13 protein-coding genes are annotated in these 16,571 nt (G+C 63.1%); 9 read left to right on the forward strand and 4 right to left on the reverse strand.

All coding sequences use genetic code 11. The features are described from left to right. Both ATY29_RS21510 and mutY read right to left on the reverse strand, forming a co-directional pair. Window positions 1-615, reverse strand: a complete 615-nt coding sequence (locus tag ATY29_RS21510) for an HAD family hydrolase (RefSeq protein ID WP_097537278.1) — start codon at window positions 613-615, stop codon at window positions 1-3. A 2-nt stretch (window positions 616-617) separates the two neighbouring features. Beyond that, on the reverse strand, window positions 618-1,718 hold the full coding sequence (gene mutY, locus ATY29_RS21515) for an A/G-specific adenine glycosylase (protein ID WP_097537279.1): 1,101 nt from the start codon (window positions 1,716-1,718) through the stop codon (window positions 618-620). A 107-nt stretch (window positions 1,719-1,825) separates the two neighbouring features. Here mutY and ATY29_RS21520 point away from each other — a divergent pair, with 107 nt between their 5' ends. After that, window positions 1,826-2,317, forward strand: coding sequence for a DUF721 domain-containing protein (locus ATY29_RS21520; RefSeq protein WP_003569770.1), 492 nt, complete (start codon window positions 1,826-1,828; stop codon window positions 2,315-2,317). 106 nt (window positions 2,318-2,423) lie between these two features. Here the strand turns inward: ATY29_RS21520 and ATY29_RS21525 are convergent, their stop codons facing one another. Then, complete coding sequence (locus ATY29_RS21525; protein ID WP_097537280.1) at window positions 2,424-2,867, reverse strand: RbsD/FucU family protein; 444 nt, start codon at window positions 2,865-2,867, stop codon at window positions 2,424-2,426. Between the two features lie 52 nt (window positions 2,868-2,919). On the opposite strand from ATY29_RS21525, the gene ATY29_RS36450 reads away from it, so the two are divergent. From ATY29_RS36450 to ppdK, 8 genes are all read left to right on the forward strand, one after another. Then, window positions 2,920-3,123 (forward strand): hypothetical protein, encoded by a 204-nt coding sequence (locus ATY29_RS36450; RefSeq protein WP_128398095.1) that lies wholly within the window; start codon window positions 2,920-2,922, stop codon window positions 3,121-3,123. Next, complete coding sequence (locus ATY29_RS21530) at window positions 3,107-4,111, forward strand: LacI family DNA-binding transcriptional regulator (RefSeq protein WP_097537281.1); 1,005 nt, start codon at window positions 3,107-3,109, stop codon at window positions 4,109-4,111. The genes ATY29_RS36450 and ATY29_RS21530 overlap by 17 nt, the downstream gene beginning before the upstream one ends. A gap of 1 nt (window position 4,112) precedes the next feature. Then, a complete protein-coding gene (locus ATY29_RS21535; protein ID WP_097537282.1) occupies window positions 4,113-5,600 on the forward strand; it encodes a sugar ABC transporter ATP-binding protein in 1,488 nt (495 codons plus the stop codon). A 13-nt stretch (window positions 5,601-5,613) separates the two neighbouring features. Next, window positions 5,614-6,546 carry an ABC transporter permease gene (locus tag ATY29_RS21540; protein WP_003569761.1) on the forward strand — a complete coding sequence of 311 codons (933 nt, stop codon included), beginning with the start codon at window positions 5,614-5,616 and terminating at the stop codon, window positions 6,544-6,546. A gap of 26 nt (window positions 6,547-6,572) precedes the next feature. Then, window positions 6,573-7,574 (forward strand): substrate-binding domain-containing protein, encoded by a 1,002-nt coding sequence (locus ATY29_RS21545; RefSeq protein ID WP_003569758.1) that lies wholly within the window; start codon window positions 6,573-6,575, stop codon window positions 7,572-7,574. Between the two features lie 466 nt (window positions 7,575-8,040). Beyond that, window positions 8,041-8,811, forward strand: coding sequence for a DsbA family protein (locus ATY29_RS21550; RefSeq protein WP_375164625.1), 771 nt, complete (start codon window positions 8,041-8,043; stop codon window positions 8,809-8,811). Window positions 8,812-8,919: 108 nt separating this feature from the next. Beyond that, window positions 8,920-12,381: a chromosome segregation SMC family protein gene (locus tag ATY29_RS21555; protein ID WP_097537284.1), complete on the forward strand. Its 3,462-nt coding sequence runs from the start codon at window positions 8,920-8,922 to the stop codon at window positions 12,379-12,381. A 705-nt stretch (window positions 12,382-13,086) separates the two neighbouring features. Then, window positions 13,087-15,795, forward strand: a complete 2,709-nt coding sequence (gene ppdK / locus ATY29_RS21560) for a pyruvate, phosphate dikinase (RefSeq protein ID WP_003569750.1) — start codon at window positions 13,087-13,089, stop codon at window positions 15,793-15,795. Between the two features lie 35 nt (window positions 15,796-15,830). On the opposite strand, the gene ATY29_RS21565 is transcribed toward ppdK, so the two are convergent. Continuing rightward, a complete protein-coding gene (locus ATY29_RS21565; protein ID WP_097537287.1) occupies window positions 15,831-16,106 on the reverse strand; it encodes a hypothetical protein in 276 nt (91 codons plus the stop codon). Window positions 16,107-16,571 lie beyond the last annotated feature (465 nt).

Genomic DNA, 16,571 nt, shown 5'->3' on the forward strand with positions numbered 1-16,571 from the left:
TCAGACCTTCACGCCATAGGCAGCGAGATCGCTGCGCAGCTTTTCAGCGCCCGAAAACAGCACCGCATTCCAGCCGTAGGCCTTGGCGCCTTCGACATTGACTGGCGCGTCGTCGATGAAGATGGTCGCCTTGGGATTGAGGCCGAAGCTCTTCGTATGGGTTTCGTAGATGGCGATATCCGGCTTGATCAGGCCGACATCGCCGGAGACGGTGACGCCGCGCGGTTTGGTCAGGAACGGGAAACGTTGCTGCGCTTCGCGAAACGTGTCGGAGGCGAAATTGGTCAGCATGGTCACGTCGCGGCCCTCGGCGATCAACCCTTCCATGATCGCAACGCTGTCCTCATAGGCGTGCGGCACCATCTCGTGCCAGTATTTGCGGAAGGCGCGGATGTGCTCTTCGCGGGCCGGGTGCTCAGCGATCAGCAGCGCTTCGGCTTCCGCCCAGGTGCGGCCGCGGTCCTGCTCGATGTTCCAGTCATGGGTGCAGATATTGGCGAAAAACCAGTTGCGCTCGCTCTCATCGGGGATGAGGCGGCTGAAAGGAAGATGCGGATCGTAGTGAATGAGGACTTTGCCGATGTCGAAAACAATATGCTGTATGTCGGTGGTCATGGTCATCCCTTGGATGTTTTGAACGCAAGTGGAATAGCCGCTGCGATCGCTTTTTTCATGATGGTCGGCAGCGCCTGGGCTTCAAGATTTGTAACCGGCTCCCACCATCCGTCATTGGGGCCGTCATCCCGGGCGACCTGGCCGGCGATCGCGGCGCGCCAGATCGAAAGTCTGAGCTCGAAATGGGTGAAGACATGGATGACGGTGCCGGAGAACTGCCATGCCGCCTCGAACGGCGCGGCGGAGACTGATGTTTCGCCGTCGAGGCGCGCCGTCCACGCCGTTGTCGGCACCTCGGTCATGCCGCCGAGCAGGCCGCTTTCGGCGCGCCGCCTGAGCAGGATCTCGCCATCGCCTGTTACCGCGATGAAAGCCGCGCCGTGGCGCACCGGCTTTTCCTTCTTCGCCGCCTTGACCGGAAAGAGCTCAGGATCGGAAAGCTTCAGCGCTTCGCAGCCGCCCCGGAACGGACAGAGCGAACAGGCCGGCCGCTTCGGCGTACAGATCGTCGCCCCGAGATCCATCATCGCCTGGGCGAAATCGCCGGGCCGCGTCGCCGGCGTCAGCCGCGCCACCTTTTCCTTCATCGCGGGCTTGGCGGCCGGAAGCGGCGTGTCGATCGCATAGAGCCTGGAGATCACCCGCTCGACATTACCGTCCATGACAGCCGCCTGCCGGTTGAAGGCGATGGCGGCGACGGCGGCTGCCGTATAGTCGCCGATGCCGGGCAGCGACTTCAGCCCCTCTTCGGTATCGGGAAAGATGCCGCCATATTCCCTAGCCACCGCCTCGGCGCATTTCTTCAGATTGCGGGCGCGGGCGTAATAGCCGAGCCCGGCCCAGGCGGCCATCACCTCGTCGTTCTCGGCGGCGGCGAGATCGGTCACCTCGGGCCAGCGCTGAAGAAACTTCTCGAAATAGGGTTTGACCGCCTGCACCGTCGTCTGCTGCAGCATCACTTCGGAAAGCCAGACGCGATAGGGATCGGTTTTGACGCCGCTCGCCGTCATGCCGGGCGACACACGCCAGGGCAGGTCGCGGTGGTGGCGGTCGTACCAGTCGAGCAGGGGCTTTGCTAAGGGCGTGTCGAGGGTGATCGTCATGATTTGCCGGGATCGGGGGAAGTGCCTATACTTGGCGAAGCAATGCCGCGCGATCAAGTCGGTCCCGTCAATTCCCTGTGCGATTGGTAGGGTGCCCAAGGTTTTCGATGAGTTATCCACGCAAAGGTGCAAAGCAGATTTCCGAGCTGGCGAACGGGCTGATCGATCCCGTCCTCGCGCGCCGCGCCGGCATCAACACGGCGCTGCTCGGCTCCTGGAGCGAAATCGCCGGCGAGGATTTCGCCGACTGCACCCGGCCGGAAAAGATCGCCTGGGCCCGCGGCGGCGATGAGACCGGCGGCTTCCGCCCCGGCGTGCTGACGATTGCCTGCGAAGGCGCGCGCGCGCTGTTTCTCACCCATGCCCAGGGCGAACTCATACAGCGCATCAATAGCTTCTTCGGCTTTTCCGCCGTCCACCAGATCCGCATCGTCCAGAAGCCGGTCTCCCAGGCCGTCCGCCGCTCCCGCACCCCGCCGCCGCTGAAGGGCGAAGCCGCCCGCAAGCTCGAAGGCATGATGGAAGGGATAGAGAACGACAAGTTGCGCCAGGCGATTGAGCGACTGGGGACGGCGGTGATGGGCAAGCGGGGACGATAAATGTGACGCGTGCTCGATCGGAGCCGATGAAATCCACAGGCGGACGAATCTCGCACAGGTCACGCCTTCAAGCGTTCCCGCGACCTGGAGACGTTTCAGACCATCACTAAACCACACCCTTCTTCAGGATGAAGTTGCCATAGGGCCGTGTTTCGCCCGTCTGAACCACCGCGAAGCAGGCTTCTGCGATCGGATAGTAGGCGAAGCGTTCGACGGGTTTGCTCTTGATGCTGCGTTGTTCGGCCGTCGAGCAAAGCAATTCCACATCCGAATGAACGGGCAGTAATATCCCGGCCTGATCCGGATCCTCCATGTGCATGAGCGGCTGTTCGACGAAATGGTCGAGCGGCATGACCGCTAGGATCGCTTCTATGGTGTCCGTGGCGCTGGCCGCGTTCATCGATATGAGTTTGCCGCTTACGGTCTTTTTCGACACGCGGGACCCCGAGAAATTCTTGTCGACGATGGCGATCTCGTCGCCATGGCCCATCGCGCTCAGTATCCACAAAAGATCCGGGCAAAGGATCCCGGGGATGTTTTTCAGTGCCATGTGAGTGCCTCCCTTCAGTCCTGTATACCACATAAACAGGCGAAGAAAACGCTTGCGCAAACGTTTCGATGATCATACTTTGGTTGTGACTGTTTCATTGGAGGATGAAACGGACAGCCAGCGGCCGAAAGGCTGCGGCTTGTTCGGGATCGCCCGGACATTTCGATTTCGTTCGGAGGAGGCGACGCGGCGACAGCTTGAATCTGTGGCGTCGGGCGCGATGGGGGAGTTCTGCAATCATGGCGACAATCACTGACGTTGCACGCGTCGCGGGCGTCTCGGTCTCTACCGTGTCGCACGTCGTCAACGGCACGCGACATGTGAATGACGCGACGGCGGCGCTCGTCAGGCAGGCGATCGAAACCCTCGGATTCGTGCCGAATGCGGTGGCCCGGTCACTGGTGCGATCATCGACGGATGCCGTCGGTATCGCGATCTCGATCAGCACCAACTACTATTTCAACGATATCGTCTCCTCTATCGAAAGAGCCTGCGCCGCCATCGGCCAGCTCGTCTTTCTCTGCGACACGCAGAACGATCCGGAGACCGAGCTGCGGCTGGTCCGTGAACTTGTTCAGCGACGGGTGGATGGGGTGATTCTGGCTCCCTCCGGCGATCCGGAAAACCGCGCCATCGACTATCTCAAATCGTCTCGCATGCCCTTCGTGCTCGTCGACCGTCTGACGGTTGCCGATGCGGACGGGGTTTGCCTGGACAACGAGGCGGCCATGGAGGCGCTGATCGACCACCTCGTGGGCCACGGCCACCGTCGCATCGGCCTCATCGCCGGCGAGCCCGGGCTGCTTTCCACGATCGAACGCGTGCGTGGATACGTCGGCGCCATGCGCAGGCACGGGCTGGAGATTGATCGCAGCCTGATGAGCGAAGGCAATGCCAACAGCGCGGATGCCCGCCAATCGGCGCTTGAGATCTTAAGTCGGGCGGACCGACCGACGGCGATCGCCTCGGGCAACAATCTGGCCACGATCGGCGTCATGCGCGCAGTGCGCGACCTTGGCTTGCGCATCGCTGAGGATCTGGCGCTGATCGGCTTTGACGATTTCGATTGGGCCGACTGCTTCGAGCCGCGGCTGACCGTCATGGCGCAGCCGAGCGAGATGATCGGCATGCAGGCTGCGGAAATGCTGTCCAGGCGGATCAAATCGGGCACGGAAGACGTGCGGCAGGTTCGTCTACCGGCAAAACTGGTAATTCGCCGCTCGTGCGGCTGCGGAGGGCATTGAAATGACGTCGGCATTGGCTCTTGCTGGGATCACCAAATCCTTTCCGGGCGTGCGGGCCCTGAAAGGTGTGTCGTTTTCTCTGCAGCCGGGAGAAATCAGGGCGTTGGTGGGTGAGAACGGGGCCGGAAAATCGACGCTGATGAAGATCCTTTCCGGTGCCTATTCCGCCGATGAGGGGCGTATCGAGCTTTTTGGGGAAGAGGTCCTCGATCCGACGCCAGCGGGAATGATCGCCCGGGGTGTTGCGGTTATCTATCAGGAACTGGCTCAGGCGCCGCACCTGACCGTAGCCGAAAACGTTCTGATGGGACGATTGCCGCGCAAGGGTGCCCTGATCGACTGGGGCGAAGCAAAGCGCCGGACCAGCGCGGTTGTCGACCGGCTTGGTTTCGATGTCGATCCAACAGCCCGGATCGGAACGCTTTCCGTTGCCAAACGACAGATGGTTGAGATCGCTAAGGCGCTGGCGCGCAACGCGAAGATCATTGTTCTCGACGAGCCGTCGGCGGTGTTGGCGCAGGCGGAGATCGACCAGCTGTTCCGGGTTGTCAGGCAGCTGGCGCGCGAAAGCGGCGTAGCTTTCGTTTATATATCGCATCGCCTGCGCGAAGTTTTTGAACTGAGCGACACGGTCACCGTTCTGCGCGATGGCACCGTCATCCACAATGGACCCTCTAACGGCCTGACGACGGACGATCTCATTCGCAGCATGGTGGGTCGGGACGTGGGCGACGTCTTTCCCAAGCGTACGCCCCGGATCGGCGAGGAAGCCCTGTCCGCCAGGGGTATTTCGACGCAAGCGCTGCTTAGAAACGTCAGCATCCACGTTCGAAAAGGCGAGATCGTCGGTCTGTTCGGACTGGCGGGCGCCGGCCGCACGGAGCTTTTGCGCGCCATCTACGGGGCCGACCCGCGCGATGCCGGCGACGTTAGCATCAACGGCGCCATGACCAGCATCGGTTCGCCGCGCGCCGGCATCAGCAAGGGGCTCGGTCTCGTGCCGGAAGACCGCAAGACGGAGGGCCTTTTCCTGATACAGAGCGTCGGCTTCAACATCATGTCGGCGAGCCTGGCGCAGATCGTCCGTTTCGGGCTTCTTTCTCTGCGCCGGGAGCGCAGAATAGTCAGCGGTCTCATCGAGCGGCTGCGGATCAGGACGCCGAATGCCGCGGCGGCGACGCAGAACCTTTCGGGCGGCAATCAGCAGAAATGCGTGCTGGCGAGGCTTGTCAGCGCCGGATGCGAGATCCTGCTGGCCGACGAGCCCACACGCGGCGTCGATGTCGGGGCCAAGCGCGAGATCTACGATCTGCTGGTCGAGCTGGCGGAAGCCCGCGGGCTGGCGATCGTCATCGCTTCTTCCGAATTACCGGAAATCCTGGGTCTGTGCGACCGGCTGTATGTTTTGAGAGAGGGCGAAATAACGGCCGAACTCGACGCACGGACCGCAACCGAAGAAGACGTCATGCACTTTGCGGCGCTACATTAATGAGGGGACTATAATGAAAAATCTTCCGCGCGGAACGGGGCTTGCCGGTGCATTGATCGGACTGATCATCGCCGCCTCGCTGATCTCTCCTCATTTCCTCAATCCCATCAATATTCTGAACGTTCTGAGGCAGGTCGCGCTCTATGGGATCCTCGGCATCGGCATGACATTCGTGATCCTCACCAAGGGGATCGATCTTTCGGTGGGCTCGATTGTCGCGCTGGTCGGCGTCACCGGCGCGGTCCTGATGGAACAGGGCATGTCCATCCCGCTGATGGTGCTGATCTGTCTGTCCATCGGCGCGCTCGTCGGCTGCGTCAACGGCTTTGGCATTTCCCACTTCCGCATTCCGGCCTTCATCATGACGCTGGGCTGCATGGTGATGGTGCGCGGCTTCGCGCTGATGATTGCCGACGGCGGAACCGTCAATCCGGGAAAGCTCGCCGACAGCTTCTTCGTGCTCGGCGGCGGCTATATTCTTGGCGTGCCGACACCGATCTATGTCTTTGCGATCGTCTGCATCATCGCTGCCATCGTGCTGAGCTTTACCTCGTTCGGCCGGGCGATCTATGCGGTTGGCAGCAATGAGGAGGCGGCGAGGCTGTCCGGTATTAATGTGCCGCTCGTCATTTTCAGCGTCTACATCATCTGCGGCGTGCTGGCGGCGCTTTCCGGCCTGATCTTCCTGTCCCGCCTTTCCGTCGGCGACCCGAATTCCGGTCTCGGCCTCGAACTGGAAGCGATCACGATCGCGGTGATCGGCGGCACGTCGCTCTTTGGCGGCGAAGGCACGGTTCTGGGCACGATGGGAGGCGCTATGGTGCTGGCCATCATCGCAAACATTCTCAATCTCGCAGGCGTTTCACCATTCTCACAACAGGTGGTGAAGGGCGGGATCATCGTTCTTGCCGTGCTGCTCGAAGCCGGAAGAAAGCCACGCAGCTAGCGTGTTAACCAGAGGGAGGACTTAAAATGCTCAATATCACCAGACGCATGCTCATTATCTCCGCCGGCCTCGCCACCGTCCTGACGGCGGCCCCCGCCTTCAGCGCGGACAAGATCGTCATCGGCTTCTCGCAGGCGAGCTCGAACTCGGCCCATCGCAACACGATGACCAAACGCAACCAGGCCTATGCCGCCGAACACTTCAAGGATGTCGATCTGATCGTCACCAATGCGGAAGGCAAGTCCGCGAAGCAGATTTCGGATGTCGAAAGCCTGATGGTGCAAGGCATGAAGGTTCTGATGATCTCGGCTCAGGATGGCGCCGCGATCGCTCCGACCGTCAAGCAGGTGCTGGCCGCCGGCATTCCGGTCATCACGCTCGAGCGCAGCCTCGATATTCCTGTCACGCTGCACGTCGGCCCCCACAACAAACCCATCGGCACCCTTGCGGGCAAGTACATAGCCGAGGCGCTGAAGGGCAAGGGCAATGTCGTGGAGATCAAGGGCGACCCGGCTGTCGCTCCCGCGGTTGAGCGCCACGAAGGTTTTGCCGAAGCCATCGCCGGCACCGAAATCAAGGTGATCGCCGAAACCCATGCCGACTGGGACCAGGAAAAGGCCCTGAAGTTCATGGAAGACACGCTTCAGCGTTTCCCAGCCGGGCAGATTCAGGCCGTTTACGCCCATAACGACAACATGGCTTTTGGTGCACTGCGGGCGATCCAGGCGGCAGGCCGTGACAAGGAAGGCATCCTCATCATCGGCATCGACGGCGAGAATGCCGCCATCCGCGCCGTTGCCAAGGGCGATCTGACCGCGACCTTCACCTACTCCACGGTCGCGCCTGAAGGCGTCATTGCCGCGCATGCGCTTGCCACCAACGACACGGCAGCGCTGGAAAAGCTTGGAACCTTGACCAAGAAGGACGACGGCTCGATGGAAATCGAGATTGCGTCAAAGATGATCACCAAGGAAAATGCAGCCGAGTTCTTCTGCAAGGGCTTCGGCGACGACCCTGAATGCAAGTGATCCGGTAGACTTCGAAGTCCGGCGCGACAATGGAAGCGCCGGACTTTCGTTTGAGATCCGAGAATTCACAAGCTCGCGAGTGACAGGAAATTCGACTCTGCCCGAGGGATAGGCGCTAGCGCGGGTTCTTCCGATCCACGTGTCCGCCAGCCGGAGCCATGGAACCCAGGCTCAAGGCCTGGGATGACGGAGTGATTAAGGAGGGCAACAGCCTGGAGGCGCACCGGGCTCCGCTTGCGCCCGAGCAGCCGAGCGAGAGCTTGGGAACGCGCATGCTCTGATTGGCAACCGCCGCGATGTCTATCGATGAGTCCACATGCGCACCCACCGCAATTTTTGGCTGGCGGTCCCATCACGGTCACAATTCTTTGAAGGAAGTTGGCCAACCGTGGCTTGTGAGTGGCCGTCAGCCGTTATATCGCACAGTCATGCCGTCACTCTCATTACCTATGGGGAATCCATGCAGATGTCCGAAATGCAACTGACGAAACGCCGCCTGCTCAGCGGTATCGCCATCGCCGCAGCTGCCGTAGCGCTTGTCGCCTGCAAAGACAGCAAGGACGCTGCCGATGCTTCGTCCTCCGGCAAGACCATGGCCGACGGCACCAATGTCGATACCATGCAGACGGCGGCGACGTCGGCGACCGAAATGCCGCAGTCCGACGGCGATGTCGATATGGCTGAGGTGCTGAAGCCCGGCGTGCTGCCCGAGATGGCGCTTGGTAAGGCCGATGCCCCGGTCAAGATCGTCGAATATATGTCGATGACCTGCCCGCATTGCGCCCATTTCCACAACACCACCTTCGACGCCATCAAGCAGAAATATGTCGACGCCGGCAAGGTGCAGTTCATCATCCGCGAATTCCCCTTCGATCCGCGTGCGGCCGCCGCCTTCATGCTTGCCCGCTGCAGCGCCTCCAATCCGGAGCAGCTGAGTACGCCGGAACAGTATTTCCCAATGGTATCGATGCTGTTCAAGCAGCAGCAGGTCTGGGCCGCCGCCGATGACGGGCGCGCCGCCTTGCTTCAGATGTCGAAGCTTGCCGGATTTACTGAGGATAGCTTCACGAAATGCTTGACGAACCAGAAGCTTCTGGATGAAGTGAACGCCACGCGGGAAAGAGGTTCCAAGGATTTTGGCGTCAATGCCACGCCGACTTTCCTGATCAATGGCAAGCGCTACTCTGGAGACATGCCGGTTGACACCCTGTCGGCGCTCATCGACAGCCTCATCTGAACCGGATCGTTTCGAAACGACGGGCGACGGTGAAAGCCGTGCGCCCGTTTTTTTGTGGCTAGGTGGCGGCAGGGGTACTACCTCCACCCTCCGCCGCGGAGCTTCCGCATGAAGTTCAACAAGCTGCGTCTGGTCGGCTTCAAATCCTTCGTCGAGCCGACGGAATTCATCATCGAGCGGGGGCTGACCGGCGTCGTCGGGCCGAACGGCTGCGGCAAGTCGAACCTCGTCGAGGCGCTGCGCTGGGTGATGGGCGAGAATTCCTACAAGAACATGCGCGCCTCCGGCATGGACGATGTGATCTTTTCGGGCTCGGGAAACCGCCCGGCCCGCAACACCGCCGAAGTGGCGCTCTATCTCGACAATGCAACGCGCACCGCTCCCGCCGGCTTCAACGACAGCGACGAGATCCAGGTCACCCGCCGCATTGAGCGCGAACAAGGCTCGCTCTATCGCATCAACGGCAAGGAGAGCCGCGCCAAGGACGTGCAGCTGCTGTTTGCCGATGCTTCCACCGGCGCCCGTTCGCCGTCGATGGTCGGCCAGGGCCGCATCGGCGAGCTGATCCAGGCCAAGCCGCAGGCCCGCCGCCAGCTCTTGGAAGAGGCGGCCGGCATTTCGGGCCTGCATTCGCGCCGCCACGAGGCCGAACTGCGGCTGCGCGCCGCCGAAGGCAATCTCGAACGTCTCGACGACGTCACCTCGCAGCTCGAAAGCCAGATCGAGAGCCTGAAGCGCCAGGCCCGCCAGGCCAACCGCTTCAAGACGCTGTCGGCCGATATCCGCGCCCGCGAGGCGATGCTGCTGCATATCCGCTGGGTGCAGGCCAAGGAGGCCGAGGCCGAGGCCGACAGCGCCCTCAACCAGGCGACCTCTATCGTCGCCGAAAAGGCGCAGATGCAGATGGAGGCGGCGAAGAACCAGGGCATCGCCAGCCTGAAGCTGCCGGAGCTGCGCGAGGGCGAGGCCCGTGCGGCGGCTGCCCTGCAGCGCCTGCAGATCGCCCGGAGCCAGCTGGAGGAGGATGTCGGCCGCATTCTGCGCCGCCGCGACGAGCTGACCCGCCGTCTTGCCCAGCTTGGGGAAGACATCCGCCGCGAGGAACGGCTGGTCGCCGACAATGCCGTCATCCTGGCGCGCCTCGATGCCGAAGAGGCCGAGATTTCAGAGGTGCTTGCCGATTCCGGCCGTCATGCCGAGGAAACCCGCGAGGCCTTCGAGGGTGCGGCGGCAAAACTTGCCGACAGCGAGCGCATCTTCACCCAGCTGACCGCCGAACGCGCCGAGGCGGCGGCCGGCCGCAACCAGCTGGAGCGCGCCATCCGCGATCTCACGGACCGGCGCATGCGCCTCGGACGCCAGATGGACGAGGCCAACCACGAACTCTCCGCCATCGGCGAAAAGATATCAGGCCTGCCCGACCCGGACGAGAAACGCGCTATCGTCGACGCCGGCGAAATCGCCCTTGCCGATGCCGAAGCCGCCGTCCAGGCGGTCGAGCAGGCGTTGGCCGGCGCCCGCCAGGCCGAGGCGCTGTCGCGCGCCCCGGTCGATCAGGCCCGCTCGAGCCTGAATGCGCTGGAAACCGAGGCCCGCACCATTTCCCGCATGCTCGCCGCCGGTGCCGCCGCCGGCAAATTTCCGCCGGTGGCCGAGGAGCTGAAGGTCGATCGCGGCTTCGAAACCGCGCTGGGTGCGGCCCTCGGCGACGATCTGGAATCGCCGCTCGATGCCGAGGCGCCGGCCCATTGGTCGGACAATGGCGACGGCGCCGGCGACCCGGCGCTTCCACCCGGCGTCACACCGCTGCTCACCCATATCAGCGCGCCCGCCGCACTGACCCGTCGCCTGCGCCAGATCGGCCTGGTCGGCGAGGGCGAGGCCGGGCGATTGATGGCGGCGCTGAAGCCCGGTCAGCGGCTGGTGACCAAAGAGGGCGCCGTCTATCGCTGGGACGGCCATGTTACCGGTGCCGACGCCCCGAGTGCCGCAGCCTTGCGCCTTGCCCAGAAGAACCGCTTGGCCGAACTCGAAAGCGAAGCAGCCCTTGCCCGCGACGTTCTCGTTGAAGCCGAGGAGCGGCAGGCGGAGGCCGCCGAGGCGATCCGCGGGCAGGAGGCAAGGCTTGCCGAGGCCCGCGACATGAGCCGCCTGTCGGCCCGCCATCTTGCCGAAGCGCGCGAGGCGCTGGCGGCGGCCGAGCGTGCCTCCGGCGATCTGATTCGCCGCCGCGATGTCGTCAGCGAGGCCGTCAGCCAGCTGCAGTCGCAGCTGGAGGAGATTACCGTCCAGGAAGAAAATGCCCGCATCGAACTCGAGGATGCGCCCGATCTGACCGCGATCGACGAGCGGCTGCGCTTCCAGCAGGCGGAGGTGGCGACCGATCGCGGCGCGCTCGCCGAAAGCCGCGCGCGCCACGAAAGCCTGGCGCGGGAAAACGAGGCCCGCCAGCGCCGCATCATGGCGATCGGCCAGGAGCGCGAAACCTGGCGCCAGCGGGCGGCCAGCGGCGAGGACCATGTCGCCACACTGCGCGAGCGTGAGGAAGAGGCGCGGGAAGAGGCAGCCGAGCTCGAATTGGCGCCGGATGAATTCGACGACAAGCGCCGCGCCCTGCTCAATGAATTGCAGAAGGCCGAGGAAGCGCGCCGCAACGCCAGCGACCTGCTGGCCGAGGCGGAACGCATCCAGCGCGAAGCCGACCACAAGGCGACGACGGCGCTGTCGGAACTTGCCGAATGCCGCGAACGCCGCGGCCGCGCCGAGGAGCGCCTGGTTTCCGCCCGCGAAAAGCGGCAGGAAAGCGAGAGCCGTATCCGCGAGGTGCTGAATGTTGCCCCGCACGAGGCGCTGCAACTGACTGGGCGCCCGACCATGCAAGCGCTTCCCGATCCGCGCGAGGTCGAGCGCGAGCTCGAACGCCTGAAGATCGAGCGCGAGCGGCTCGGCGCCGTCAACTTGCGCGCCGACGAGGAGCAGAAAGAACTGAGCGAAAAGCTCGAAGCGCTGATCAAGGAACGCGACGACGTCATCGATGCGATCCGCAAGCTGCGCGGTGCGATCCAGAGCCTCAACCGCGAAGGCCGCGAGCGGCTGATCGCCGCCTTCGACGTCGTCAACGCCCAGTTCCAGCGGCTGTTCACCCATCTGTTCGGCGGCGGCACCGCCGAGCTGCAGCTGATCGAATCCGACGATCCGCTCGAAGCGGGCCTGGAAATCCTGGCGCGGCCGCCCGGCAAGAAGCCGCAGACCATGACGCTGCTCTCCGGCGGCGAACAGGCGCTGACGGCGATGGCGCTGATCTTCGCCGTCTTCCTCACCAATCCGGCGCCGATCTGCGTGCTCGACGAAGTCGACGCGCCGCTCGACGACCACAATGTCGAGCGCTATTGCAACCTGATGGACGAAATGGCGGCGTCGACCGAAACCCGCTTCGTCATCATCACCCACAATCCGATCACCATGGCCCGCATGAACCGCCTCTTCGGCGTCACCATGGCCGAACAAGGCGTCTCCACCCTCGTCTCCGTCGACCTGCAGACGGCCGAACGTTTGCGCGAAATTGCCTGAGGTTTTGCCTCCCAGGCTCAGGCTCAAGGCCCGGAACTGGCGGCCGACATGGACCAGCGGGAAGCGCATGGTCATATTGCGTAACACCTCGCCATATGGCGTGATATCCAGCGCACGGAAGAGTTGCGTCTGATGAGCTGAGACAATCGGGCTGACGGCCGGAAGCGGCTGAAAAGGCCTGCACTTTCGCCGGAATTTTCTTAAGCACCAAAAAAGGTCGGCTTCTTTGCGGTCTCTACCCCATTTGGGTGATGCTCTTTGCGATGACTTGCATTAGAAGTTGTTTCAACGCAACCTGATTGCTTCTGTGGAAACGCGGGCGGTCAAGGAGCGTATTGGCGAATTTGCATACGGTTTTCCGGCCAGAGGGCAAGAGCCGGGAAATCTGGGGCAATTCCACGAAACGCGCGGAAGCGGCTTTCGCAGGAATTGCGTGAAGACGGAGCGATAGGGCATTCCATTACTTGAGGAAAGTGCCCTGGGTTGAGGGACCCCCCGTCCGGTTTTCCTGGCCGGACGGAAATAAGGCTTTGCGGGACCTGTTGCAGTCCCGCAAAGCTTTTTTTATGCCGTCTTCGTGCCGGATGATGTTTCAATCGTTTCGGAGCGAAGATTCATTGTGCAATGCAACATTCTGCCGCATTTGTCGATTTTCATTTCAACACCAACGGATTAAGCTAATCCCGGTTTGGTGTTGGGGGGAAGATGACCAAGTGGGTCTATACGTTCGGCGACGGGCAGGCTGAGGGCCGGGCGCGCGATCACGAAATTCTGGGCGGCAAGGGTGCCAATCTGGCGGAGATGTGCGCCCTTGGGCTGCCGGTTCCGCCGGGGCTGACGATCGTCGGCGATGCCTGCCATACCTACTACAAGAACGGCCGCCATATCGAGGATGGGCTGAAGGCCGAGGTGCGCGCCGGCATATCGGGGATCGAGGCGATCACCGGCCGCCGCTTCGGCTCCACCAGCCAGCCGCTGCTGCTTTCTGTGCGCTCCGGCGCCCGCGTCTCGATGCCTGGCATGATGGACACCGTGCTCAATCTCGGCCTCAACGACGAAACGGTGCAGGCGCTCGGCCACGATGCCGGCGACGCCCGGTTTGCCTGGGACAGCTACCGCCGCTTCATCCAGATGTATGCCGATGTCGTCATGGGTCTTGGCAACGATGCCTTCGAGGAGATCCTCGAGGATGAGAAGGCCAAGCTCGGCCACGAATTCGATACCGAGCTCAGCGCCTCCGAATGGCAGCATATCGTCTCGCTCTATAAGCGGCTGATCGAAGAGGAGCTGGAGCAGGAATTCCCGCAGGATCCCGAAGTCCAGCTCTGGGGCGCGGTCGGCGCGGTGTTTTCCAGCTGGATGAGCGCGCGCGCCGTCACTTACCGCCAGCTCCACAATATTCCGGAAGCCTGGGGCACGGCCGTCAATATCCAGGCGATGGTGTTCGGCAATCTCGGCAATTCGTCGGCCACCGGCGTCGCCTTCACCCGCAACCCCTCGACCGGCGAAAGGGCGCTTTACGGCGAATTCCTCGTCAATGCCCAGGGCGAGGATGTCGTTGCCGGCATCCGCACGCCGCAAAGCATCACCGAGGAGGGACGGATTTCCTCCGGCTCCGACAAGCCGTCGATGGAAAAGCTGATGCCGGAGGCGTTTCGCGAGCTCTGCCGCATCTGCACCGAGCTCGAGATCCATTACCGCGACATGCAGGATATCGAATTCACCATCGAGCGCGGCCGGCTGTGGATGCTGCAGACCCGCTCGGGCAAACGCTCGACCCGGGCGGCAATGAAGATCGCCGTCGACATGGTCGATGAGAAGGTGATCACCGAGGAAGAGGCGGTGCTGCGCATCGAGCCCTCGAGCCTCGATCAGCTCTTGCATCCGACGATCGATCCGCGCGTTACCCGCCAGGTGATCGGCACCGGCCTGCCGGCCTCGCCGGGGGCTGCGACCGGCGCCATCGTCTTTACTGCCGAAGAGGCGGTGGAGGCGGAAGCCGAGGGCCGCAAGGTCATTCTGCTCCGCGTCGAGACCAGCCCGGAGGATATTCACGGCATGCATGCCGCCGAAGGCATCCTGACGACGCGCGGCGGCATGACCAGCCATGCGGCGGTCGTCGCCCGCGGCATGGGCATCCCCTGCGTCGTCGGCGCCGGCACCATGCGCATCGATAGCCGCAACGAGCGGCTGCTCGGCGTCGGCGTGACGCTGAAGAAGGGCGACATCATCACCATCGACGGCTCGGCCGGCCAAGTGCTGAAGGGCGAGGTGCCGATGATCCAGCCGGAGCTGTCGGGCGATTTCGGCCGCATCATGGGCTGGGCCGACCGGGCCAGGCGGATGACGGTGCGCACCAACGCCGATACCCCGGCCGATGCGCGCGCCGCCCGCTCCTTCGGCGCCGAAGGCATCGGCCTTTGCCGCACCGAACACATGTTCTTCGAGGGAGAGCGCATCCATGTGATGCGCGAGATGATCCTCGCCGAGGATGAGAAGGGCAGGCGGCTGGCGCTCGACAAGCTCTTGCCGATGCAGCGCCTGGATTTCACCGGCCTCTTCACCGTCATGCACGGCCTGCCGGTGACGATCCGCCTGCTCGATCCGCCGCTGCACGAATTCCTGCCGAAGACCGATGACGAGGTGGCCGAAGTCGCCTTCGCCATGGGCATGGAGCCCTTAGCGCTGCGCCAGCGTGTCGATGCGCTGCACGAGTTCAATCCGATGCTCGGCCATCGCGGCTGCCGGTTGGCGATCTCCTATCCCGAGATCGTCGAGATGCAGGCCCGCGCCATCTTCGAGGCGGCGGTGGCCGCAGCCAAGGAGACCGGGGCGGCCGTGGTGCCGGAGATCATGGTGCCGCTGGTCGGCCTGCGCACCGAGCTCGATTACGTCAAGGCCTGCATCGACGCCATCGCCGGCAATGTCATGGCCGAGGCCGGCATGAAGATCGATTATCTCGTCGGCACGATGATCGAGCTGCCGCGTGCGGCCCTTCGCGCCCATGTGATTGCCGAAGCCGCCGAATTCTTCTCCTTCGGCACCAACGACCTGACGCAGACCACTTTCGGCATCTCGCGCGACGACGCTTCCGCCTTCATCCCCACCTATCAGCGCAAGGGCATCATCGAGCACGATCCCTTCATCTCGCTCGATTTCGACGGGGTGGGGGAACTGATCAGCATCGCCGCCGAACGCGGCCGGCGCACCCGCAACGACATGAAGCTCGGCATCTGCGGCGAACATGGCGGCGACCCGGCCTCGATCCGCTTCTGCGAGACGATCGGGCTGGACTATGTCTCCTGCTCGCCGTTCCGCGTGCCGATCGCGAGGTTGGCGGCAGCGCAGGCGGTCATTTCAAGCGGGCTGGACGAAATCCGGCGCAGCCCGAAAGACCTCCGGGCTAGCTCGTAAATACCGGGGAGTTTGGGGCAGGGTGCCCGCGGCGCTCAATGATGATGCCGCCAGTGATCGTGGTAGATATATGGCCCGTTCAGATCCCAGGCCATGCGGTCCATCATCTCCGCACTGTTCGCCCGCGATTCGGCCCGCCGGTCGAGATCGATGCGCTGCAGGCAGGTGGCGAAGGCATCCGTGCCGCGGCGAAAACCATAACTCAGGCACCGCTGCTCATCCGCCGCCCGCCGCTCCTCCGGCGTCATCGTCTGGCAGGCGGAAAGGCCGGCGAGGGTGGCGAGCAGGGTGACGAGGATGGGGATGCGCATTGGTTTGGTCCTTGGCATGATCGCGCTGAGGAAATGCCATTCGGGCGAGGGCGTCAAGTGACGAGACCTCTCGTCCCTTGCGAGTCGGCCTAGGTCGGGACCTGTCCGGTTTCGCCAGTGTATGGTTTACATAAGGCGTCTACCCCGGAACTGTTTCTCCTGCGCATCCCAATCTTCGTCATGCTGGGCCTTGAGCTGCTGGGGATCCAGCCTCGCATGCGGCCTCAATCAATCTCCCCGCAATGCCAGCCGCATGGATCCCAGGGTCAAGCCCTGGGATGACGGAGGAGAGGTGGTGCCTGCATCCATCGACTCCGCCGCGGCGATGAAGCGATGGCAGAAGCGACGCCGCTTAAATTGCACCGCCCAGGAGTTTGGCGAAAAAGCCACCCCAAACTCCGTCATCCCAGGGCTTGACCCACTGGTGTCCGGTTTAATTCGTCACCATTGGAGGCTCATCTGGTG

The sequence above is a fragment of the Rhizobium hidalgonense genome, from assembly GCF_002914525.1.
GTDB classification, from domain to species: domain Bacteria; phylum Pseudomonadota; class Alphaproteobacteria; order Rhizobiales; family Rhizobiaceae; genus Rhizobium; species Rhizobium hidalgonense.